This is a genomic window from Bacillus sp. FSL K6-6540, from assembly GCF_038007545.1.
The window spans coordinates 2,484,882-2,505,825 of record NZ_JBBOXH010000001.1 but is presented as its reverse complement, the minus strand read 5'-3'; the positions used below and the strand labels follow the sequence as shown (position 1 = coordinate 2,505,825).

The 20,944-nt window shown below is 50.4% G+C and carries 21 protein-coding genes; 3 read left to right on the top strand and 18 right to left on the bottom strand.

Annotated features, from left to right (window positions below; translation table 11 throughout):
* Window positions 1–33: 33 nt before the first annotated feature.
* The gene (locus MHH82_RS11070) at window positions 34–1,164 is read right to left on the bottom strand and encodes a tripeptidase T (RefSeq protein WP_340965652.1); all 1,131 of its coding nucleotides are present in this window, start codon (window positions 1,162–1,164) and stop codon (window positions 34–36) included.
* A 113-nt stretch (window positions 1,165–1,277) separates the two neighbouring features.
* Between MHH82_RS11070 and prli42 the strand changes: the two genes are divergently transcribed.
* A complete protein-coding gene (prli42, locus tag MHH82_RS11065) occupies window positions 1,278–1,379 on the top strand; it encodes a stressosome-associated protein Prli42 (RefSeq protein WP_015734477.1) in 102 nt (33 codons plus the stop codon).
* 29 nt (window positions 1,380–1,408) lie between these two features.
* Here prli42 and lipB read toward each other — a convergent pair whose 3' ends face one another.
* The 5 genes from lipB to lpdA form a co-directional block, all read right to left on the bottom strand.
* A complete protein-coding gene (gene lipB, locus MHH82_RS11060; RefSeq protein WP_145035524.1) occupies window positions 1,409–2,092 on the bottom strand; it encodes a lipoyl(octanoyl) transferase LipB in 684 nt (227 codons plus the stop codon).
* Window positions 2,093–2,219: 127 nt separating this feature from the next.
* Entirely contained in the window at window positions 2,220–3,632 is a 1,413-nt protein-coding gene (locus MHH82_RS11055; protein WP_015734475.1) for a dihydrolipoamide acetyltransferase family protein, read from the bottom strand.
* 18 nt (window positions 3,633–3,650) lie between these two features.
* Window positions 3,651–4,637, bottom strand: coding sequence for an alpha-ketoacid dehydrogenase subunit beta (locus MHH82_RS11050; RefSeq protein ID WP_015734474.1), 987 nt, complete (start codon window positions 4,635–4,637; stop codon window positions 3,651–3,653).
* Window positions 4,638–4,640: 3 nt separating this feature from the next.
* Complete coding sequence (locus MHH82_RS11045) at window positions 4,641–5,669, bottom strand: thiamine pyrophosphate-dependent dehydrogenase E1 component subunit alpha (protein ID WP_036665725.1); 1,029 nt, start codon at window positions 5,667–5,669, stop codon at window positions 4,641–4,643.
* Window positions 5,670–5,843: 174 nt separating this feature from the next.
* Window positions 5,844–7,265, bottom strand: coding sequence for a dihydrolipoyl dehydrogenase (lpdA, locus tag MHH82_RS11040; RefSeq protein ID WP_145035520.1), 1,422 nt, complete (start codon window positions 7,263–7,265; stop codon window positions 5,844–5,846).
* 157 nt (window positions 7,266–7,422) lie between these two features.
* Here lpdA and MHH82_RS11035 point away from each other — a divergent pair, with 157 nt between their 5' ends.
* On the top strand, window positions 7,423–7,728 hold the full coding sequence (locus tag MHH82_RS11035; RefSeq protein WP_015734471.1) for a DUF2627 domain-containing protein: 306 nt from the start codon (window positions 7,423–7,425) through the stop codon (window positions 7,726–7,728).
* Window positions 7,729–7,792: 64 nt separating this feature from the next.
* On the opposite strand, the gene MHH82_RS11030 is transcribed toward MHH82_RS11035, so the two are convergent.
* The 6 genes from MHH82_RS11030 to MHH82_RS11005 form a co-directional block, all read right to left on the bottom strand.
* Window positions 7,793–8,005 (bottom strand): hypothetical protein, encoded by a 213-nt coding sequence (locus MHH82_RS11030; RefSeq protein WP_015734470.1) that lies wholly within the window; start codon window positions 8,003–8,005, stop codon window positions 7,793–7,795.
* A 68-nt stretch (window positions 8,006–8,073) separates the two neighbouring features.
* A complete protein-coding gene (locus MHH82_RS11025) occupies window positions 8,074–8,961 on the bottom strand; it encodes an NAD-dependent epimerase/dehydratase family protein (RefSeq protein WP_251493891.1) in 888 nt (295 codons plus the stop codon).
* A gap of 203 nt (window positions 8,962–9,164) precedes the next feature.
* On the bottom strand, window positions 9,165–10,139 hold the full coding sequence (locus MHH82_RS11020) for a glycoside hydrolase family 43 protein (protein WP_251493889.1): 975 nt from the start codon (window positions 10,137–10,139) through the stop codon (window positions 9,165–9,167).
* A 78-nt stretch (window positions 10,140–10,217) separates the two neighbouring features.
* A complete protein-coding gene (locus MHH82_RS11015) occupies window positions 10,218–11,129 on the bottom strand; it encodes a carbohydrate ABC transporter permease (RefSeq protein WP_213577715.1) in 912 nt (303 codons plus the stop codon).
* Between the two features lie 54 nt (window positions 11,130–11,183).
* Window positions 11,184–12,059, bottom strand: coding sequence for a carbohydrate ABC transporter permease (locus MHH82_RS11010; RefSeq protein WP_009591261.1), 876 nt, complete (start codon window positions 12,057–12,059; stop codon window positions 11,184–11,186).
* An 81-nt stretch (window positions 12,060–12,140) separates the two neighbouring features.
* The gene (locus tag MHH82_RS11005; RefSeq protein WP_036665732.1) at window positions 12,141–13,382 is read right to left on the bottom strand and encodes an extracellular solute-binding protein; all 1,242 of its coding nucleotides are present in this window, start codon (window positions 13,380–13,382) and stop codon (window positions 12,141–12,143) included.
* A gap of 275 nt (window positions 13,383–13,657) precedes the next feature.
* On the opposite strand from MHH82_RS11005, the gene MHH82_RS11000 reads away from it, so the two are divergent.
* Window positions 13,658–14,560, top strand: a complete 903-nt coding sequence (locus tag MHH82_RS11000; protein ID WP_015734465.1) for an ArsR/SmtB family transcription factor — start codon at window positions 13,658–13,660, stop codon at window positions 14,558–14,560.
* A gap of 252 nt (window positions 14,561–14,812) precedes the next feature.
* On the opposite strand, the gene spo0A is transcribed toward MHH82_RS11000, so the two are convergent.
* From spo0A to MHH82_RS10970, 6 genes are all read right to left on the bottom strand, one after another.
* A complete protein-coding gene (spo0A, locus tag MHH82_RS10995) occupies window positions 14,813–15,616 on the bottom strand; it encodes a sporulation transcription factor Spo0A (protein WP_009591253.1) in 804 nt (267 codons plus the stop codon).
* 195 nt (window positions 15,617–15,811) lie between these two features.
* Window positions 15,812–17,146 (bottom strand): SpoIVB peptidase, encoded by a 1,335-nt coding sequence (gene spoIVB, locus MHH82_RS10990; RefSeq protein WP_015734464.1) that lies wholly within the window; start codon window positions 17,144–17,146, stop codon window positions 15,812–15,814.
* Between the two features lie 100 nt (window positions 17,147–17,246).
* Complete coding sequence (gene recN / locus MHH82_RS10985; RefSeq protein ID WP_340965644.1) at window positions 17,247–18,986, bottom strand: DNA repair protein RecN; 1,740 nt, start codon at window positions 18,984–18,986, stop codon at window positions 17,247–17,249.
* A gap of 53 nt (window positions 18,987–19,039) precedes the next feature.
* A complete protein-coding gene (gene ahrC, locus MHH82_RS10980) occupies window positions 19,040–19,489 on the bottom strand; it encodes a transcriptional regulator AhrC/ArgR (RefSeq protein ID WP_015734462.1) in 450 nt (149 codons plus the stop codon).
* A 17-nt stretch (window positions 19,490–19,506) separates the two neighbouring features.
* Window positions 19,507–19,998, bottom strand: a complete 492-nt coding sequence (locus MHH82_RS10975) for a hypothetical protein (RefSeq protein ID WP_015734461.1) — start codon at window positions 19,996–19,998, stop codon at window positions 19,507–19,509.
* Window positions 19,999–20,066: 68 nt separating this feature from the next.
* Entirely contained in the window at window positions 20,067–20,939 is an 873-nt protein-coding gene (locus MHH82_RS10970) for a TlyA family RNA methyltransferase (RefSeq protein WP_340965642.1), read from the bottom strand.
* Window positions 20,940–20,944 lie beyond the last annotated feature (5 nt).

Genomic DNA, 20,944 nt, shown 5'->3' with positions numbered 1-20,944 from the left:
CATCCGCAGCGGGCTTTATTTCATCATCATCGACTACGCTTTGGCCGTTTCCTGGATAATTCCAACCACAATCTGCGCCGCCTTCACCAAATCAGAAGCTTGAATGCGCTCCTGCGTGGTATGAATGTCTTGATATCCAATCGCCAGATTGACGGTTGGAATGCCGAGGCCGTTAAAAACATTGGCGTCACTGCCGCCGCCGGACCGGAACGTACGGGTCGGCAAACCCAATCCGCCGATGGCTCGCTGCGCAAGCTGGACGACCTCGTCATGCTCATTGAAGCTGAAGGCCGGATAAACGATCTCGCTAATGAACTCGCAATTGGCATTGTATTCACGAACCGTGGTTTCGAGCGCTTCACGCATATCGTTCACTTGCTTATCGACCTTTTCCTGAACGATGCTGCGTGCTTCGGCATCGATCTGAACAAAGTCGCACACGATATTCGTAGCGCCTCCGCCCTGGAATTTGCCGATGTTAGCCGTGGTCTCCTTATCGATGCGTCCGAGCTTCATTTTGGCAATGGCTTTGGACGCGACTTGAATGGCACTGATGCCGTCCTCCGGATTTACGCCGGCATGGGCAGACTTGCCTTTGATAATCATTTTGATTTTCGCCTGGGTCGGGGCGGCAACTGCGATCGAACCCAGCTCCCCGTTGGAATCCAGCGCAAAGCCGATATCCGCATCCAAAACATCGGGATTCAGCGCCCGCGCTCCGACCAGCCCCGATTCCTCTCCTACCGTAATGACAAACTGGACTTGCCCGTGCGGAATGTTATTTTCCTGAATGACCCGAATGCCTTCAAGCAAAGCGGCGATGCCGGCTTTGTCGTCCGCCCCGAGGATGGTCGTTCCGTCGCTCCGGATCCAACCGTCATCGCCCAGAGTCGGTTTGATGCCTTTCCCGGGTGTTACGGTATCCATATGGCAGGTAAAAAGCAGCTTAGGCGCATGCTGGGCCGCCTCGTCCGCTTTCCAGGTAATAATCAGATTGCCTGCTCCGTGCCCCGTCTTTTCCTTGGCATCGTCTTCTATGATTTCGAAGCCGAGACCGGAAAATTTCTGTTGGAGAACTTTCGAGATCTCTTCTTCATGTTTGGTTTCGCTATCCACTTGAACCAGTTCCATAAACTCTTGAATGATACGCTCTTCTGAGATCACTGGACTTCCCTCTCTTTCGCAGATACGATACAATGTCTGTATATCCATATCTCAACTAAATGATGCTGCTCCATGTATGTTCATTATTAAACTTATTCCAAAGGAGTTACACAATGCAACGTAAAAAGTGGTTTCGAATTGTAATCTATCTCATGCTGATTGCCATGGTCGGTTCAACGCTTCTGGTTATCCTGGAGCCTTTGTTCCTTCGCTAACGCCCGTAACGCTACCCTAGGCAGCGAAGTTATGACAGCCAGTGAGCCTCATATGGAAATACCCGGGTGAAGAAAGGCACGATCTCCCGGGCTACTTCCTCTACCTCGAACTTCCGCCCCGTGCAATCCTCCAGTGAAGTTACGCCGAATTCCTGTATGCCGCATGGAATAATGCCCGAGAATCCCGCATCCGCGATCCCGGATTTGATGTTAAACGCAAAGCCATGGCTTGTCACAAACCCGCGATGCCGGCGGCATTTGTTGAATTTCACGCCGATGGCGCAGATCTTCGAATCCCCTACCCATACACCGGTGTACTCGGGTTTTCGGCCTGCTTCGATGTCGTATGATGCCAAGTAATCGATGATGACCTGCTCCACGTCGCGCAGAAACCCGTGGAGGTTCAAATTCTTGCCGCCATCCAGCAGCAACAGCGGATACCCGACAAGCTGTCCGGGACCATGATATGTAATATCTCCGCCGCGATCGATTTCAAACAGGCCGATACCCTGTTTCTCCAATTCCTCTTTGCTTAGCAGCAGGTGCTCCGGATGCCGCTGCGACCCCATCGTATAGGTCGGAGGATGTTGGAGGAGCATCAGACTCTCGTGACGCTCTCCCTGATCGATGGCGGAAACATGGTTTTTTTGAAGCTCCCAAGCCATGCCGTAATCGACAATCGGCGTATACGATACATCTAACGGTTTGTTCATGTGCTAACGCCTTCTTTCATAGGGTTCAAAGCCAACCGATGGATCCCCCTTCGATTGACTTGAAATGAATAACGTCTGCGAACCTCTTCCGAGGAATCAGTCCGCAGATCATGCTAGCAGACGTTGATTAATAGAGCTTCGTATCCAGGGTGTAGCCTTCCAGATTGTCTTTGACACGCTGGAGGAATCGCCCGCAGATCACCCCGTCCAAAATCCGATGATCCAGGGACAAACACAGGTTTGCCATGGAACGAACCGCGATCATGTCATTGATAACCACCGGCTTTTTCACGATGGATTCAAATGTCAGAATCGCAGCCTGCGGATAATTGATGATCGGATAGGACAGAATCGAGCCGAAGGACCCCGTATTGTTAACCGTAAAGGTACCGCCCTGCATGTCGTCCAGCTTCAGCTTGCCTTCACGTGTCTTGCGCGCTAGATCCTCGATCTCTCTCGCAAGGCCCGCGATATTCTTCTGATCGGCACGGTGGATGACCGGCGTCAGCACGGAATCCTCCGTACCGACGGCCAAGGACAGATTGATATCGCGCTTCACCACGATTTTATCCACGGCCCAGAACGAATTCATGATCGGATAATCTTTAATGGCGTTCACTACGGCTTTCAGCAAAAAGGCCAGGTAGGTTAAATTAACCCCTTCCTTGCGCTTGAACTCATCCTTCAATTGATTGCGCAGCAGCACGATGTTGGTCACGTCGACTTCGATCATCGTCCAGGCATGCGGTATTTCCGTAACGCTTTGACGCATGTTTCGGGCAATGGCATTCCGCATCGGCGTTACATCAATGAAGTATTCGGATCTTCCGCCTTCCATGCCCTCCACTTCAATGGTCGGAATTTTCGGCGATTCCGTCAAATGCAGCCCCGAATGGCGCACATCCGGAATGGCTGTGCCCAGAGGAGGCGACGGTTCCGCAGGCGTCTGATGCTGGAGCCCTTGAAACGGCGAAGTCCCGCTCGGCTGCACTGCTTCGCTTTGCGCTTGCGCGCTAGGGAAAGACGGCGCTCCGGCAGGAGCGCCTTGGCCTTGGCCTTGGGCTGCTCCCCCTTTTTCGATATAAGCCAATACGTCCTTACGGGTTATTCTTCCGCCCATGCCAGATCCCTGGACCTTCGAAAGATCGATCCCATGTTCCGCGGCCAGCGTCTGTACGGCAGGCGAGTAACGGAAACGCATCGAGCCTTCCTCGCTGCCTGCTCCCTGCTGCGGACTCGCTGAAGCTGCTGCTGCCGGCTGGGGCGAAGGTGCTATCCCTTCTCCGGAAGCGACCGCGATCCGGCAAATAATATCGCCAACATTGACGGTTTGGCCTTCTTGGGCAAGAATATCGCCCATGACGCCGTCCAGGGTGGATGGAATCTCGGCATTGACTTTATCTGTGATCACTTCACAGATCGGTTCGTATTGCTCAATGGAATCCCCGGGCTTCTTCAGCCACTTGGCAATGGTCGCCGAAACAAGGGATTCTGCCAGCTGAGGCATCGTAACATCGGTCAATTTCTGATTTTCGGACATGCTCACAACTCCCTGTTCTTAATAAAGCGCCAATTGACGCATGGATTCTTTGACTTTGTCCTTGTTAAGCATAAAGAATTTCTCCATCGGCGGACTGATAGGCATAGCCGGCACGTCCGGACCGCATAGGCGCATGATCGGAGCATCCAAATCGTACAAGCAGTGCTCCGCTATGATCGCGGATACTTCCCCGCCAACGCCGCCGGTCTTGTTATCCTCGTGAACGATCAGCACTTTCCCCGTTGCCCGGGCTGCGGCGATGATCGCGTCCCGGTCCAGCGGCTGTATGGTACGCAGGTCCAGCACATGCGCGCTGATGCCTTCTTCCTTCTCAAGCTCTTCGGCAGCCTGCATGGCGAAATGCAGCGGCAGGCTGTAGCTGATCACCGTAATATCCGAGCCTTCGCGCAGCAGGTTCGCTTTGCCGATCGGGACAACGTAATCGTCGTCCGGCACATCGCCGGTAATCAGCTTATAGCATTTCTTGTTCTCGAAGAACAGAACCGGATCCGGGTCGCGGATCGCCGCTTTCAGCAGCCCTTTTGCATCATAGGCCGAGTAAGGCGCAACGATTTTCAATCCTGGCGTTCCGAAGAACACCGATTCCGGGCACTGGGAATGATACAAACCTCCGAATATGCCGCCGCCGATCGGCGCGCGGATCACGACGGGGCAGCTCCAATCGTTATTGGAACGATAGCGGATTTTCGCCGCTTCGCTAATAATCTGGTTGGTTGCCGGGAACATGAAGTCCGAATATTGCATCTCGGCAATCGGCTTCATGCCGTACATGGCTGCACCAATAGCCACGCCGGCAATCGCGGATTCCGCGAGCGGGGTATCGAGCACCCTCATTTCGCCGAATTGATCCATCAAGCCCTTGGTGGTAGTAAACACGCCGCCTTTGACGCCCACGTCCTCGCCTAACACGAATACGGACTCGTCACGCTCCATCTCTTCCTTCATGGCCAGGCGTATTGCATCGATATATTCCATTACCGCCATCTCTTACGCGCCTCCTTCAGCATCGGCATATACGTGAAGAAGCGTATCTTCAGGCTTCGGAAACGGAGCCAAGTCTGCAGATTCCGTCGCTTCTTTGATCTCCAGGTTTAACTGCGCGATCAGATCCTGATCGCGTGCTTCGTCCCAGAGCCCGCAGTCGATCAAATAGTTCTTAAAACGGGCAACGCCGTCTTTCTTCCAGTTCTCTTCAACCTCTTCTTTGGTCCGGTACGCCAAATCGTTATCCGATGTGGAATGCGGAGACAAACGGTACATCATGGATTCGATCAACGTGGGTCCTTCCCCTCGGATCGCGCGTTCCCGCGCTTCCTTCACGGCCGCGTAAACTTCCAGAGCGTCGTTGCCGTCCACTCGAACACCCGGAAAACCGTACCCGAGCGCGCGGTCGCTGACCTTTCCGCTAATCTGTTTATGAAGCGGAACCGAAATGGCGTATTGGTTATTCTCGCACATGATAATGACGGGGAGCTTGTGAACGCCGGCAAAATTGCAGCCTTCATGGAAATCGCCCTGATTGCTCGAGCCTTCGCCAAACGTAACAAACGATACAAACTCCTTCTTCTGCATCTTCGCGGCAAGCGCGATGCCTACGGCATGCGGAACCTGGGTCGTTACAGGGCTGGAGCCGGTCACGATCCGCAGGCGTTTACTGCCGAAGTGGCCTGGCATCTGCCGTCCGCCGCTGTTCGGATCCTCGGCCTTGGCAAAAGCCGACAGCATTAATTCCCGAGGCGTCATGCCAACCGCCAATACGAATCCGTAGTCGCGGTAGTAAGGTAAAAAATAATCTTTCTCCCGGTCGAGGGCAAAGGCAGCAGCAACCTGACATGCCTCCTGCCCGATTCCGGAAACGTGAAAATTAATTTTGCCCGCACGCTGCAGCAGCAGATTGCGCTCATCGAATTTTCGCGCCAGAACCATATATTTGTACATGTCCAGCACTTGTCCGTCGGTCAGTCCAAGCTGCTCATGCCTATTGTTGTTTGCCGTAACCGTTTCATGTTCTTTCATGGAGATCCCTCCTTTATGTGAGCCATGACTTCAGGCTTGATCCGCCTCGCAACCTGAGTTTGAGGCATATTAGATCAAGTATTAAAACCTGGTACTAAGACTTGGCTTAATGATATTATAATCCCTTTCTCGGCAAAAAGAAATGAGGGATTCCACAAAAGAATATCCTCATTCCTACAAACCGATCGCTCGTCCATCCACGGCAAGCATCGCTTCGCCGATGATTTCGGATAATGACGGATGGGCGTGGACCGCCGTGCCGACTTCCCATGGGGTCGCATCCAGCACTTGTGCAAGAGCCGCTTCGCCAATGAGCTCGGTTACATGCGGACCCATCATATGCACTCCCAGAATATCCTGCGTCTTCTGATCGGCAATGACTTTTACGAACCCTTCCTTTGTTCCGTGGATCAAAGATTTGCCGATCGCCGAAAACGGGAATCTGCCGATCTTGATCTCATGTCCGCGTTCTTTCGCCTGCTTCTCCGTCAGCCCGACGCTGGCTACCTCATGACGGGTGTAAATACAGCGCGGGATCCATTCGCTAAGGAAGGCCTCCGTCTTCTCGCCTGCCAGATGGTTCACGGCAGCAATCCCTTCATGGCTGGCCGCATGCGCAAGCTGAAGACCCCCGATGCAATCGCCGATCGCGTAAATATGGGGCTCCGTTGTCTGCATATTCCCGTTCACGGCAATGAAGCCGTTCTCCACGCGAACATCGGTATTCTCAAGTCCGATATTCTCGGTATTGCCAACTCTTCCGACAGAGAGCAGCAGCTTGTCCGCTGACAAAGTTCTTGTGTCATCCTTATGCTCGATCGCGATGGACACGCTTTGATTCCGGATCTCACAGCTGTCGGTTAATAGCTTTATGTTCGTGATAACCTCTACGCCCCTGGCGCTGAGCATCTTCGACAGCTCGCGTCCGATCTCCTCATCCTCCGTAGGCAGCAAATGGGATGAAGCTTCCACAATCGTGACCTGAACTCCGAAATCATTCAGCATCGAGGCCCATTCCACGCCGATTACGCCGCCCCCCACGATAATGATGGATGAGGGAAGCTCATCCAGCTGAAGCGCATGGTCGCTAGTCAATATATGTATGCCGTCAGGCTCTAATCCCGGTAAGTGACGCGGACGCGATCCGGTCGCAATGATCAGGTGGGTGGGAACCACGGTTTCCATCTCGCCATCCGGAAGCTCAACCGCTACGGCCCCGCTGCGCGGAGAGAAAATAGACGGGCCGATAACTCTCCCTTTGCCCTGCACGACGGTGATTTTATTTTTTCGCATCAAATATTGGACGCCCTGGTGCAGCTTCTCCACAATGCCGTCCTTCCGTTTCTGCACTTTGTTAAACGATAGCCGGACTCCGTCCGTTTCGATTCCATAGCTCTCGCTATCCTTCATTTCCGCATAAAGCTCGGCGCTTCGAAGCAAAGCTTTGCTCGGAATGCACCCGCGGTGCAAGCAGGTCCCTCCCAATTTGTCCTGTTCGATAATAACCACATTTTTACCGAGCTGGGCTGCACGGATGGCTGCAACATATCCACCGGTACCTCCGCCAAGAATTGCTACATCACATGTTATAGCCACAAACGGCACCTCCATCATAAGTCCAGTTATACACTTTCATTGTACTCTCTTTTTTTCGGATTACAAAATCGTCATCCATAATCGAAATAGACATCCCCTTATGAAAAAGGTATGATAAACGGTAGTTTAATACATCAGTCGCAGGAAGGAATCTTCTATGAAAATGTTAATTTCCCGCTTTATTGCCATCTTGATTTTGGTTATTCCGGGTTTTATGGCAATGAAGGGTTTCTTGATGATGAAGGATGCGGTTTTTCTATATATTGCCGTGCATGGGGACGACAACGTGGCGAACCCCGCTTTCGGTTGGCTTTCTTTTCTTGGCGGACTGGCCCTGTTCGTCATCGGCATCGGTTTCCTGGGCGGCTGGATCCTGTTCCGCGACCGCAAACGGAATTACGTCGGTCCGAGATTCAAAAAGAAGCGCCCGGCACCGAAATCAGGAACCCCGTCCAAAAGCTGATTCACCCATACAAAACAAACACCGGGGAGCGCTCCCCGGTGTTTGTTTGTTTTGGCCCAAGTCGTTATTCCATGAGGGCATCCTTCAATTTACTCGACATTCTATTTTCTTTGGAGGCTGCTTTTAGGGCGGTTCTCCGCAGATTGACATTCTGTCTCGTTAAAGCTTCGATTTCTTCATACATCGCATGGATTAACGTCAGGGCATCCGGAGGTAAACCTCCCTTGGATTCCGCCTCCTGTATACGCTCTTTCCATGCTTCCATCTTGTCGCTCATGCTGATCTTCCTTTCAGGGCAATTCCCTATTCTCCGTCTTCAACCCCATGCTTCCTACGCCCGTATCATTAACGAACCTTCAAATCGGCGGACAATTCGGCAATCAATTTTGGCATCCAGTCGTGCAGATCCCAAAATTTAAAGCCTGCGGCTGCCGCTTTGGCATGATCCATCGTCCAATCTCCCGGAATGCCGAACGGAGACATGTGATCCGGTGCCGCCGATGACTGGAGCGGAACCGTCCTTCCGATTTCCTGCTGGATCAAGCCCATCATTTCCCGTACCGAAATCGTGCCGCTCGAACATGCATTAACCGGGCCTTCCAATTGGACTTGGCCTGCCCACTCCAGAAATTCTGCCGCTTCCTCGGCATGCACAAACGAGATTTGCGCGTCGGGATCCGGCAAACCAATGGCTTCCCCGCTCGCAGCATGTTCAATATGGAAAAGCAGCCTTCGCGTGTAATCATCCGGTCCAAGCACAATCGGCAGCCGGACGGCGGTTACATTGAGGTTATGGCGACCGAACAAAACCGCCTCCGCCTGGCGCTTGCCTTCCTTGTAGCTGTAGTCCCTGCTTTCATTCATCATGACCGGGTATCTGTAAGGATCAAAGTCTTCTTCCCTCACCGGATGATCCGCAAAATCATATACCGACAACGTGGAGGTCAGCACATATTGTCCTACACGTCCGGCAAATAAATCCGCTGCTTGTCCCGCTTCTTCCGGCGTATAACATATATTATCATATACGATATCAAAATCCTGGCTCCCCACTGCCTGCTTTAAGCTCTCCGGATCTTTCCGATCCGCGGCAAGCCGCGAAACGGCCCCCCCGAATGGATCCTGGTGTTGTCCGCGCGTCAAAATCGTAACGGCATCGCCGTTAGCCACCAGCCGGTTAACCAGCCTTTTGCCAAAAAAGCGGGTTCCGCCCAATACTAATATCTTTGCCATTTATAATTCCTCCCTACCAGGAAATAAGTATATCGTTAATAAAAACGATTCTTACTACACCCTTAACCATCCAAACAGGTTTCCTGTCCTTTTTTCTCCATCCGTATCGCAGACTCCTTCTTTTCTCCTATTTAATATTATGCAGCCGCCTGCCTCGGAATTTAAAAAACCGACCCAGCATTTAAGCTGGGTCGGTTTCAAGGTCATGACTTGGATATCATTGCATGATCCGCTCTCGGCACACCGAAATTCGGCGTACCGTCTTCATTCCATCTTATGATCTGTACGCGCGCATGGCGGTTCGGATCATATAGCGGATCACCCACGATCTCCTTGTAACTACGGGCATGGTAGACCAGGATGTCTAGCAGGCCATCCTCGGAGACCGTGAAGCTGTTGTGTCCCGGCCCGTATTGGCCATTGGCTTCCGATGTCGTAAATACGGGCAAGGGTGATTTCACCCAGGAGCCCGGATCCAGCAAATCGCTGTCCTCATCGGCCGTCAGCAGGCCCATCGCATAGTTATGGTCCGTGGCGCTTGCCGAATAGGTCATGAATATACGGCCGTTTCGCTTCAGGACGGCGGCTCCTTCATTCACCAGATAGCCGATCTTCTCCCAATCATATTCGGGAACCGATATGCAAACCTGTTCCCCTGTCAGGGTCCAGGGATTTTCCATCAAGGAGATATAGAGATTCGAGTTGCCCGGAATGGCTGGATCTTTCTGGGCCCATACATAATACCGCCTTCCCTTATGCTCAAACGTGGTTGCGTCCAGTGCAAAAGACTCCCACTTCGTGATCACTTGTCCCTTCTCCACCCATTCCCCTTCCAGCGGGTTCGCCGAAGCGTTCTCCAGCACGAACATGCGGTGATCAAACAACCCGTCCCTCGTTTCGGACGTATGGGCCGCTGCGTAATACACGTACCATTTGCCCTCAATGTGATGAAGCTCGGGCGCCCATATATTGGCGCTCATCAAACCCGAATCATGCTTGCGCCAAACCGTTAGGCCTTCCGCATCCGCAAGCCCTTGGATCGTTTCCGAGCGTCTAAGCTCGATCCGGTCATATTCCGGCACGGAACCGGTAAAGTAATAAAAACCATCGCTATGTTTATAAATCCAGGGATCTGCCCTCTGCTCGATCAGGGGATTTTTTATATATAATTCAGTCATGGTGACGACTCCTATACCTTGTAGTTTGACTTCGTTAGCTTTCGGTTTACTTGCTCTTCATTTCCGTTCTTCAAAAAACTATCCTTTGATACCCGCGTTTAAGTTGATCGACTGCACAAAATATTTCTGGGCAAACAGGAACAACAGCAGCGTCGGAATGATGGCCAGGATCGCGGAACCCATCAATTGTCCGATCATGCGATAATTGCCGTAGATGTCCTGCAGCAGCAGCAATCCTGCCGTAACCGGCATCTTCTCCACGTCGGTATACACGATGACCGGCCAGAGGAAATCATTCCAGGAACCCGTGAATGAAAACAGGCCGCATACAATCAACACAGGCTTCATCAGCGGCAAAATGATAGAATAATAGATTCTAAAGTCACCCGCGCCGTCCACGCGTGCCGATTCGTCCAGATCCTTGGGAACGCCCATCATGAATTGTCTGACCAAGAAAATGTTCCCCATGCCTGCCAAACCTGGAATAATCATCGCCCATGAGGTGTTTACCCACCCCAGCGCATCTATGATTTTGTAGGACGGAATCAGGTTCACGACTCCGGGAAAGAAGGAAATCCCCAGCAAAGTAAAGAACAAGGTGTCCCTTCCTTTAAAGTTCATGCGGGAGTACCCGTAGCCGGTGATGGAAATGACCACGATCACCAGCAGCGTATGCATCGTTGCGATAAAGACGGAGTTCATCAACCAGCGCAGGATCGGGGCCGTCGACGTATTTTGCAGGATCGTGACATAATTATCGAATATCCAGTTGTCGGGCAGCAGACTGAAACCGCTGGATACGACCTCCGCCTGGGACCGGAACGATGTGGTTATGCCAAAAATGACCGGAATCGCCCATATCACGCACAACAGGATGAGAAATGTATAAGCCATATATTTGGACACGCTAATGTTGGTTGAAGCCTTCTTCGGACCGGAGCGGGCAAGCTTAGTATCCGCGTTCGCTTCATGTACTACCGGGTTCGACATTGCACAGTACACCTACCTTTTATCGTTTCCGTCGTTTGCAGGCAGAACATGCCGCTAGGACGCGTTTCGGTTCATCACATAATATTGAAGGGCTGAAATGACCAGAATGACCAGTCCGAGCAGCACCGCCATCGCGGATGCCATGCCGGCAATGGATTCCCCGTGGCCGAAGGCCAGCTGGCGAATATACATCATCAATACCGTCGTGCTCTGTCTGGGTCCTCCGTCCGTCATCATTAATGGCTGACCGAATACGTTGAAAGCTCCGGCGGTCGTCATGACAAAGGTATAAATCAGCGGGAAACGAATGGAGGGCAGCGTAATGCTCGAAAATCTGCGGACGGGCCCCGCTCCGTCCATCTCGGCCGACTCGTACAAATCCTTGGATACTCCGCTGATGGAAGCCCGGTAGATGATCATGTTTCCACCGACTCCGCCCCAAACCGTAATGACAATAATGATCAGCCAGGCATAAGGCTGGTTGGCTGCCCAGACCGTTTCGGAGCCGAAGACGTTGTTCGTGATCCCAAGCTGCTTGTTAAAAATCAATGACCAGATCAGTGCCGCTGCGGAGATCGAAATTAATCCGGGAATATAGAGAATGGATTGAATGACGTTTTTCATTTTCACTTTTTTGTGTTCGAGCGACACCGCGATCATTAACGGGATAACGATTAATATCGGTACGCTCAAAACTACGAAGATCAACGTATTTTTTAATCCGTTCATAAATTGGGTATAGAAGGTGGACTCCGCATCAAACAGAATCGTTTTATAGTTGGCCAGGCCAACCCATACCGGGTCATTGATCAGATTCCATTGCGTAAACGAAGCATAGATCCCGTATAGGGTCGGTAATAGAATAAACACGATGAATAGAATCAGATGAGGACCTACAAAGAAATAAGGTGTCAGCGACTTCTTTTTCATACCCTTTCATTTCTCCTTTGGAAAAGAAAAGCGTCATGAGGTTTGGACGCTTTTCTTTTTTTCAATCGGCTCTGCCTTCATTTACTTTGCGGCACTGTTGCCTTCTGCGATTTTATCCTCTACGAACTTCTGCATCGTCGCCAGGGTTTCGTCGATATCGACGTTGCCCCGCACAATATCCGCTGCATATGTATCTACAGCCTCGGCAACATATGGATAGTACTCGTAAGTGTAAATGTACAAGGATTCAATTTCTTTTTCATTGGACGTGAAGAATGATTGAATATAGTTGTTGTAGTCCGGACTCTCAATGACTTGTTTACTCGCTACGATCTGACCCGCTTTTGCCCACTCGATCGAGTGTTGGCGAATGAACTCCAGGAACTGGCCGATGGCCTGCTCTTTTTCATCCGTTCTCTTCTCGTTCTTCAGCATGGAGAACAGGTGGGAGGATGCTCGGTTTGTATATGTATCCGCACTCGTCGAATAAATGTTGGTTACGCCAAAGTCCAGGCCGTCAACCGTGGCATGGGCCGTCGAGCTCCATGTGCCGTCTGTCGAGAATAAAACGTTTCCAGCTTGGAACATCAGGTAGCCGTCTTCGCCAAATGGTGTCATTAAACCCGCATCGGCTATTTTCTTAATCTCCGTAAATGCCTGCTTCATGGCTTCCGTATTGACTGCAGGTTTGCCGTCTTGCTGGATGTCTCCGCCCAGATTCTGTATTTGAGCCAACACAACCCAGCCCAACAGCGCGTCATTGACCACGTAATCGCCTTCATCCAGCTTGCCTTGCAGCGACAACATTTCATCGATGGTCACGACATCGTCATCCAGGAAACTTTCAACATTGTATTTCTTGAGCAGATTTTTGTTGTAGTACATCGCGTTGCTGTGGATATCAAGCGGTACCGTATATTGGGTGCCTTCCACGTTTCCGGTTGCCCAGGCCTGCGGCAGATAATTGTCCTCTTTCAATTCCGGCTGCGCTTGCATGACCGCCGTCATCGGCTCCAACACACCCTGCTTAACGAAGCTTGGAACGCGGTCCGCGTGGATGATGGAAAGATCGGGAACGCCTTTGCCGGAATTAAGAACGGTGGATATCTTCGTATACATGTCCGAAGTGATGACATGCTTCACTTTATACTCGGGATTGGTGGCATTGTAATCCTTAACGAGCTGATCCATGTAAGCCCCGTCATCACCCGTCAATGGCGTCCAGAAGGTAATGGTGTTCTTGTCGCTGTTACCGCAACCTCCCAGTACCGCTACCGCTAACAATGCAAGTATCAGTGAAACCCCCATTTTTTTCTTCAACAAACTCTCCTCCTATTACTAATCATTTGGTTAATCATTCACCGGCCAGAATCATGAAAACGATTAACTTTGGTTCAGTATACACTCGCACTGAAAGCGGTGTCAATAACTTATACATAAATCTTAGTTATAATTTTTATACTTGATTAACTTTTTGGTTAATTATATTGTTGAAAAAACGTGTGTTTAATTGCTAAGATTTATGTACAGGTTAATAATGATTGTGTTATGATGCATATTAGTTAATAATTGAAAAACTTGTTGAAAGAAGTGGTCATATGCAATTGGAAATAGACAAGTCATCGCTTGTGGTTTACGAGGCTTTGGCCAGCGAAGTTCGCATCAAGATTATTCAGCTGCTCTCCAAAAACAAAATGAACATCAAAGATTTGGCGCAGGAGCTTCAAATCAGCAGTCCGATCGTGACAAAGCATATTAAAAAACTTGAAGATGCCGGCATTATCCGGACAGAGAAGGTGCCGGGAAAATCGGGGCAGCAGAAAATTTCGATCCTGAAGGTGGATCACATTGAAATCAACTTCCCCAAAAAGATCTTCCATTCCTTTGCTTCTTATGAAGCCTCGGTGCCGATCGGGCATTACACCGACTATGACCTGAAGCCTACGTGCGGCCTTGCTACCGAGAAGGAGTTCATCGGACGGGTTGACGAACCCAAGTACTTTATGGATCCCAAGCGCGTGGATGCGGAAATCCTGTGGTTTACCGAGGGGTTCATCCAATACAACATCGCCAACTTTCTGCAAAAGGATGAGAAGCTGCAGCAATTCGAAATCAGTTTGGAGATATCGTCCGAGTTTCCTTTTTCCAATGATGTGTGGCCATCGGACATTACGTTTTCCTTGAACGGAATGGAGCTCGGCACGTGGACGAGCCCAGGGGATTTTGCGGATACGCGGGGGAAATATACGCCTGAATGGTGGCCGCACAACATCAACCAATACGGTCTGCTGAAAACGATTCGGATTACCAGCCACGGCACGTATATCGATGGCGATCCTCTCTCAACCGTCTCCGTGGACGACCTGAATTCGGCATGTGATCGCTGGACCTTTCGTATCGAAGTCAAGGAAGACGCGAAGCATGTTGGAGGCGCTACGTTATTCGGCAAGAAATTCGGAAACCATGCCCAGGATATCCAGTTCAAAATGTATTATCTGTGAGGAAATCGATGGTACGCAGCACCGGAAGGAGATTACCGGGTGGTGATGTAACCTTAGTAAAACAAAACAAACCAGCTGCTGATCCAGCTGGTTGTTTGTGCTGATGAATTCCGTCCTGAAACATAAAATCACTCCTTCACAGGTTACGATAGCCGCAACCAATAAAGGAGTGATTTCAATAAATCGCTCAAGTAGACATTTAGGTGTGCATCGTCCATGTCCCTAAATCCCTTCCTCTTAGTCCTTACCCTTTCAAGAGACCTTATGCTCGATCCGAAGCTTGTCTGCCACCATGGCAATGAACTCGCTGTTGGTCGGCTTGGATTTGCTGATGTTAATGGTGTAGCCGAACAAGTGGCTGATGGAATCGATGTTACCGCGCGTCCAAGCCACTTCAATGGCATGCCGGATCGCCCGCTCCACTCGGGATGGCGTTGTTTTGAACTTCTCAGCGATGGCCGGATACAGCGTTTTGGTAATCGCGCCAAGAATTTCGATATTGTTGTACACCATGGTAATGGCTTCGCGCAAATATTGATATCCCTTGATATGAGCCGGAACGCCGATTTCATGGATAATGGAAGTGATATTCGCGTCCAAGTTCTTGCCCTTGCCCATAGGAACCACATTGGATTTCATGCTTGTAAACGGAGTGCCGGAGGAAATGCTGCTCGGCGAACCCACAAGCTGTCGAATGCGGCTGGCGAGCACCTCCATGTCAAACGGCTTTAAAATATAATAGGAAGCACCCAACTGCACCGCGCGCTGCGTAATATTCTCTTGGCCGAACGCCGTGAGCATAATGACTTTCGGCTGCGGAGACAGATTCATGTCGCGTAAACGCTCGAGCACCCCAAGCCCGTCCAAATGAGGCATAATAATATCAAGGATCAGTACGTCCGGTACTTTTCCGGATTCCTCAATCATGCTCAGTACTTCTTCGCCATTATAAGCGATTCCGGATACCACCATATCTTGTTGATCCGAAATGTATTCGCCGAGCAGGTTTGTAAATTCACGGTTGTCGTCTGCCAATAATACCTCAATCTTTTGCAATTCGTGCTCCTCCTTTATCAGATCAGTTGTTATTTTAGAACATTTTTCTGTTTATAAAGTTTTCGACATGCTTATTTAAATTCCTTCTGTCGAAAATTATTTTTCTTTATTTTTTTTTGAAGTTGATTTATAATTAAATATTTTGTTTCAAATTAATCTCTATTTCGTTCTTTTACGACAAAAAATCTCAAGGCATTAACCTGCCTTAAGATTTTGAGGTGTTGATTCTGTAGATTGTAGTACGCCGGAATCTTGAAGCATCCACTCGATAAAGCACCCATATCCCGACTTAGGGTCGTTTACAAACACATGGGTTACCGCTCCAATCAGCTTACCGTCCTGAACGATGGGACTGCCGCTCATGCCCTGCACGATCCCGCCGGTTTTCTTAAGCAGTCTTGGATCGGTAATGCGCAGCACCATTCCTTTGGTCGCTGGAGCGTCCTGTTTGGAGACGTGAACGATCTCCACCGTAAAGCGTTCGACTTCCTGGCCTTCAACGACGGTTAATATTTCAGCGGGACCTTCCTTCACCTCATGGGAAAAAGCAACGGGAATCGGCTCCTGATACAGTCCGTGATCCGGAAGCTGATTCATTTTACCGAAAATGCCGAAATGGGTATTGCGTTCGACATTGCCTAAAATCTTGCCGTCTTTTGTGAAGGTTGCCCTTTTCTCTCCGGGCTCGCCTTCTTCGCTACGGCTAATCGAGGTGACGTTGGATTGAACGATCTGGCCGCTTCCAACATCAATGGGGGTCTGAGTATTCATGTCGGTGATGACATGACCGAGCGCTCCGTAGACCTTCTGGTGAGGCGCATAAAAGGTAAGCGTCCCTACGCCTGCTGCGGAATCACGGATATACAGGCCAAGGCGCCAGCTTTGATCCTCTTGGTCATAAGCGGGACTCAGCTTTGTTTTCATTACCTTGCCGTCCCGTTTAAAGGATATGTCCAGCGGCCGATTCGCTTTACCGGCCTTCTCGACGATCTCGGCAACCTTCGTGACATCGTTAAGCGGCTTTCCATCCATCGTTGTAAGCAGGTCGCCAAGCTTTAGGCCGGCAGCTTCGCCGGGAGACACTTTGGCCCCGTTTTGAACCCGTACCAGATGATGTCCAACCACCAGTATACCGGAGGATTTCACTTTGACGCCTATGGTTTGACCTCCCGGTATGACTTTAAGTTCCGGCATCACTTTGACATGGACAGTCTTCAGAGGAATTGTACCGAATAATTTCAGGGTCACTTCTGCGTTTCCGCTTTGCTGGGGATTGAGCTGCAGCGGCTGTTTCAACGATACTTGAAGTTTCGATTCCCGGGAGCCGTTTAGCTGCAGGACATCCGGTCGATCAACTGAAGCGAGGGCTTGCACAGGCATGGCAACATCAAGTCGGGACTGCTGACCGGTAATCAATCTCAGTTCATCGGGCAATGAGGCAAAAGATTGGACAGGATCAGCAGTTCCAATGAAACAAAGAAGGAAAGCAAGAACGAAACCGAGCAGTTTTCTCCTGAGGTTGGGCTTCAATGGCTGTCACGCTCCCTTTTTCTTCTTTCGCTTGACGAAAAGGTGGTCGCCAATTGCGTACCTTTAAGTTACCCTGCCCTTATGGTTTTATAACTGTCAATCATTGACCCAAAGCCTTTCTGGAAGCCTTTTGCGCTGCCGCCAGATTGAGCATTTCTTGGGCATGATGAAGCGTCTTTTCGGTAATTTCGACTCCGCCAAGCATCCGGGCAAGCTCTTTTACACGCCCTTCTTCATTCAGGTTTTCTACTTGCGTCATCGTTCTGGAGGCTTCAAGCTTCTTCTCGATTAAATATTGATGATCCGCCATGCAAGCCACCTGCGGCAAATGCGTAATGGAGAATACCTGACAGGTTTTGGCCAGCAAAAACAGCTTCTCAGCAATCGATTGGGCAGCCCTTCCGCTGACACCCGTGTCGACTTCATCAAAGATTAAGACCGGTATTTGATCATGACGGGCAAATATACTCTTCATCGCCAGCATAATTCTGGACATTTCCCCACCCGAAGCAATTTTGGCAAGCGGACGGAGTGGCTCGCCCGGATTCGCGGAGATGAGAAATTCCGCCGTATCCATGCCTTGTCTCGTCAACCGGACTTTTTGGCCTTCATACTCGTAGCCGTTCGGATCCAGCTGCAATTCCAGGCGGACTTCCAGCGAGGTGCGTTCCATTTGAAGATCCTTCAGTTCCCCCTCGACTTGCCTAGCCAAGTCTTGCGCGCATTGCTTGCGGGCATGACTCAGCTCTTTCGCGCTTACGAGCAGCACGCTTAACAACTCGTCACGGCGATGTTCCAACGCTTGAATAAATTCGTCCTTATTCTCCAGCATATCGGTTTCCTGCTGAATTCTCACGTAGTATTCCAGAATTTGCTCCACATTATCCCCATATTTTCGGCGCAAACCGGAGATCATATCTAGACGGAGCTCAATTTCATTGAGCCGTTCGGGATTGAATTCGATGCCGTCACGATAATCCCTTAACTGGAAGACCGCATCCTCAAGCTGATAATAAGCGGATTGAAGCTGCTCGACAAGCGGCTTTAATCCCTTCTCATCGTATCCGGATACATCCTCAAGTCTGGACAAAGCCCTGCTGACGGACTCAAGGCCCGATGATCCGTACAACAGGTCATAGGCTCCCGCTACGGAATCCATCATCTTCTCGCTGTGGGAGAGTTTGGTTCTTTCTTCGGACAATGCCTCGTCTTCGCCGGTTTTCAGCCCGGCAGCCGCGATTTCCTCGAGCTGGAAACGGTACATATCCAGCATTTGATATGCTTTCTGGCTGGTTTCCTGCAGGTCCTTAAGCTCTTTCTCCACTTTGCTGAATTCGCCGTACAGCTCCTGGTATTTGCGCTTGGCAGGCCCTATGGTCTTATCTCCGTAAGTGTCCAGCAGGCTCATATGCTGCTCTGAACGCAGCAGGCTTTGATGCTCATGCTGTCCATGGATATTAATCAGCTTTTCCCCGACTTCACGCAGCATGCTGAGGTTCAGCAGCTGTCCGTTAATACGCGACGTGCTTTTACCTTGAGACGTCAGCTCTCTTCGAATTAGCAAGTGCTCTTCCGGATCCGCTTCAACCCCCAGCTTCTTGAGCGTACTCCATACCGGATGCTCCGCAGGCAGCTCAAACAGCGCCTCGATCTCCGCTTTGTCGCACCCGTACCGAATCAGCTCAGCCGAGCCGCGGCCGCCGGCAATTAAACCCAGCGCATCAATGATGATGGACTTACCGGCCCCGGTTTCCCCTGTCAGTACGTGAAATCCGGGATAAAAGTGCACATCCACGCTTTCTACAACAGCCAAGTTCCGAATGGATAGCGTGTTTAACATGTTTACCACCTCCGCTACTGCTAAAAAAATGATCGATATGTCTCTACACCTGATCAGGAAATGAAATTTTTGATTTGGGACACCACATGTTCGCCGTCTGCTTCCGTACGGCAAATCAGCAAGATCGTGTCATCCCCGCAGATGGTCCCCATGATCTGTGACCATTCCATGTTATCGAGCAGCACGGCAACCGAGTTGGCTGTTCCGGGCAAGCATTTCATGACCACAAGATTGCCGGTTCGGTCAATGTAAACAAAATTGTCGACGAGCGCTCTTTTGAGCTTCTGAACAGGGTTGTACCGCTGATCTGTCGGCATGGAGTATTTATATCGCCCGTCATCTGTAGGCACTTTTATGAGCAGCAATTCTTTGATATCCCGTGATATCGTAGCCTGAGTAACCTGAAAGCCTTCCGCGCGCAATGCGTCCACAAGCTCATCCTGCGTTTCAATATCCTGGTGGGTAATGATATCCCTGATTTTAATATGGCGTTGTCCCTTCATAAAGAGCCTCCTGAGTATTAACTGTTGTATTCATCATGACCAATCCATTCTTCGTCCGTCCAATCCATGCTTAAACGGTTAATAGTCCCCTCATTCACGTCGATGTAGAGGAGGCCCGCACACTCGGGATACAGCAGCAAAAACGGCATCAACCGATCGCGAATGCCGGAGCCTGTCCAATCCACCGGCATTCGTTCCCGCGCCAGCTTCACCATGTACAGTTCGCCGCTGTCGTCGGATGCAACGTAATCTATAAACAACCGACTTAAGATGGGCTTATGTCCCGTTTCAAACGACAAGTTTATTTTTACTTTACCCCCAACCACATCATATCCTTCTTGTTCAAGCATCCCAATGACTGGGTGATCTGGAATGTGCTCATTGATCGGGATGCCCGGCAGCCGGTCCGGTGATGGTGACATCAGCCAACGATTCAGCCTATAGCCGATAAGCAAGGCAATGACGACACCAAGCAATATCATTAATAACCAATCATAACGCTCATTCATCCTCTCACCTCGAATTTTGTATTCGCGGATGAGAACATAAATTCCTCTTTTTCAGCAAAAGAAACCCATCATTTCGATGAGTTTCCTGTGAATGTATGAGCCGCTTGCGTGACGACGGTGTCAATCCATTGACTCAATGGGACAGAAGTTTGTCCATCTTCCTGAGTCGGTTCTTCCGAGCTTTCAGATGCCTCCGGCTCTAATCGCCAGTGGGCCAGGAATTCAATATTTCCTTCCCCTCCCGTTATCGGAGAGAACGTAAGGTTTTTCAGCTTGAATCCAAGGCCGTCCGCAAAAGTCAGCACCTGCGTTAAAACGTCCTTATGGACCTTCGGATCCCGAACCACCCCGGATTTACCGACCTTCTCCCGCCCCGCCTCAAATTGAGGTTTGATCAGGGCGGCTACATCTCCCGGTTTACCCAGCAGCAACTTGAGAGGCGGCAGTATAATGCGAAGCGATATAAACGAAACATCGATGCTCGCAAAATCAGGCAGAGGACCGTTCAGGTCATCCGGCGTCATATAGCGAAAATTCGTTCGCTCCATGACGCATACGCGTTCATCGTTACGCAGCGACCAATCCAGCTGGTTATAACCAACGTCGATCGCGTACACATAACTAGCCCCATGCTGAAGCGCGCAATCCGTAAAACCGCCTGTCGATGATCCGATATCCAGCATCGTGCGTCCCTTCATGTCGAGGCCGAACGTACGAATCGCTTTCTCCAGCTTTAGTCCACCTCGGCTGACATAAGGATGAATCGAGCCCTTGACCTTCAATTCGGACGTCCTCGGAATTTTCATGCCGGGTTTCTCGATCCGTTCGGTTCCGGCATAGACCAGACCCGCCATAATCGCGGCTTTTGCTTTTTCGCGACTCTCATAATAACCCTGCTCCACGAGCAGGACATCAATTCGTTCCTTCTGAGATGAATCCATATTAT

What these genes read in the sequence shown, in the direction of transcription:
- prli42 (WP_015734477.1), top strand. Translation starts at nt 1,278, where the DNA reads ATGCAACGTAAAAAGTGGTTTCGAATTGTAATCTATCTCATGCTGATT.
- lipB (WP_145035524.1), bottom strand. Translation starts at nt 2,092, where the DNA reads ATGAACAAACCGTTAGATGTATCGTATACGCCGATTGTCGATTACGGC.
- MHH82_RS11055 (WP_015734475.1), bottom strand. Translation starts at nt 3,632, where the DNA reads ATGTCCGAAAATCAGAAATTGACCGATGTTACGATGCCTCAGCTGGCA.
- MHH82_RS11050 (WP_015734474.1), bottom strand. Translation starts at nt 4,637, where the DNA reads ATGGCGGTAATGGAATATATCGATGCAATACGCCTGGCCATGAAGGAA.
- MHH82_RS11045 (WP_036665725.1), bottom strand. Translation starts at nt 5,669, where the DNA reads ATGAAAGAACATGAAACGGTTACGGCAAACAACAATAGGCATGAGCAG.
- MHH82_RS11035 (WP_015734471.1), top strand. Translation starts at nt 7,423, where the DNA reads ATGAAAATGTTAATTTCCCGCTTTATTGCCATCTTGATTTTGGTTATT.
- MHH82_RS11030 (WP_015734470.1), bottom strand. Translation starts at nt 8,005, where the DNA reads ATGAGCGACAAGATGGAAGCATGGAAAGAGCGTATACAGGAGGCGGAA.
- MHH82_RS11025 (WP_251493891.1), bottom strand. Translation starts at nt 8,961, where the DNA reads ATGGCAAAGATATTAGTATTGGGCGGAACCCGCTTTTTTGGCAAAAGG.
- MHH82_RS11020 (WP_251493889.1), bottom strand. Translation starts at nt 10,139, where the DNA reads ATGACTGAATTATATATAAAAAATCCCCTGATCGAGCAGAGGGCAGAT.
- MHH82_RS11015 (WP_213577715.1), bottom strand. Translation starts at nt 11,129, where the DNA reads ATGTCGAACCCGGTAGTACATGAAGCGAACGCGGATACTAAGCTTGCC.
- MHH82_RS11010 (WP_009591261.1), bottom strand. Translation starts at nt 12,059, where the DNA reads ATGAAAAAGAAGTCGCTGACACCTTATTTCTTTGTAGGTCCTCATCTG.
- MHH82_RS11000 (WP_015734465.1), top strand. Translation starts at nt 13,658, where the DNA reads ATGCAATTGGAAATAGACAAGTCATCGCTTGTGGTTTACGAGGCTTTG.
- recN (WP_340965644.1), bottom strand. Translation starts at nt 18,986, where the DNA reads ATGTTAAACACGCTATCCATTCGGAACTTGGCTGTTGTAGAAAGCGTG.
- ahrC (WP_015734462.1), bottom strand. Translation starts at nt 19,489, where the DNA reads ATGAAGGGACAACGCCATATTAAAATCAGGGATATCATTACCCACCAG.
- MHH82_RS10975 (WP_015734461.1), bottom strand. Translation starts at nt 19,998, where the DNA reads ATGAATGAGCGTTATGATTGGTTATTAATGATATTGCTTGGTGTCGTC.
- MHH82_RS10970 (WP_340965642.1), bottom strand. Translation starts at nt 20,939, where the DNA reads ATGGATTCATCTCAGAAGGAACGAATTGATGTCCTGCTCGTGGAGCAG.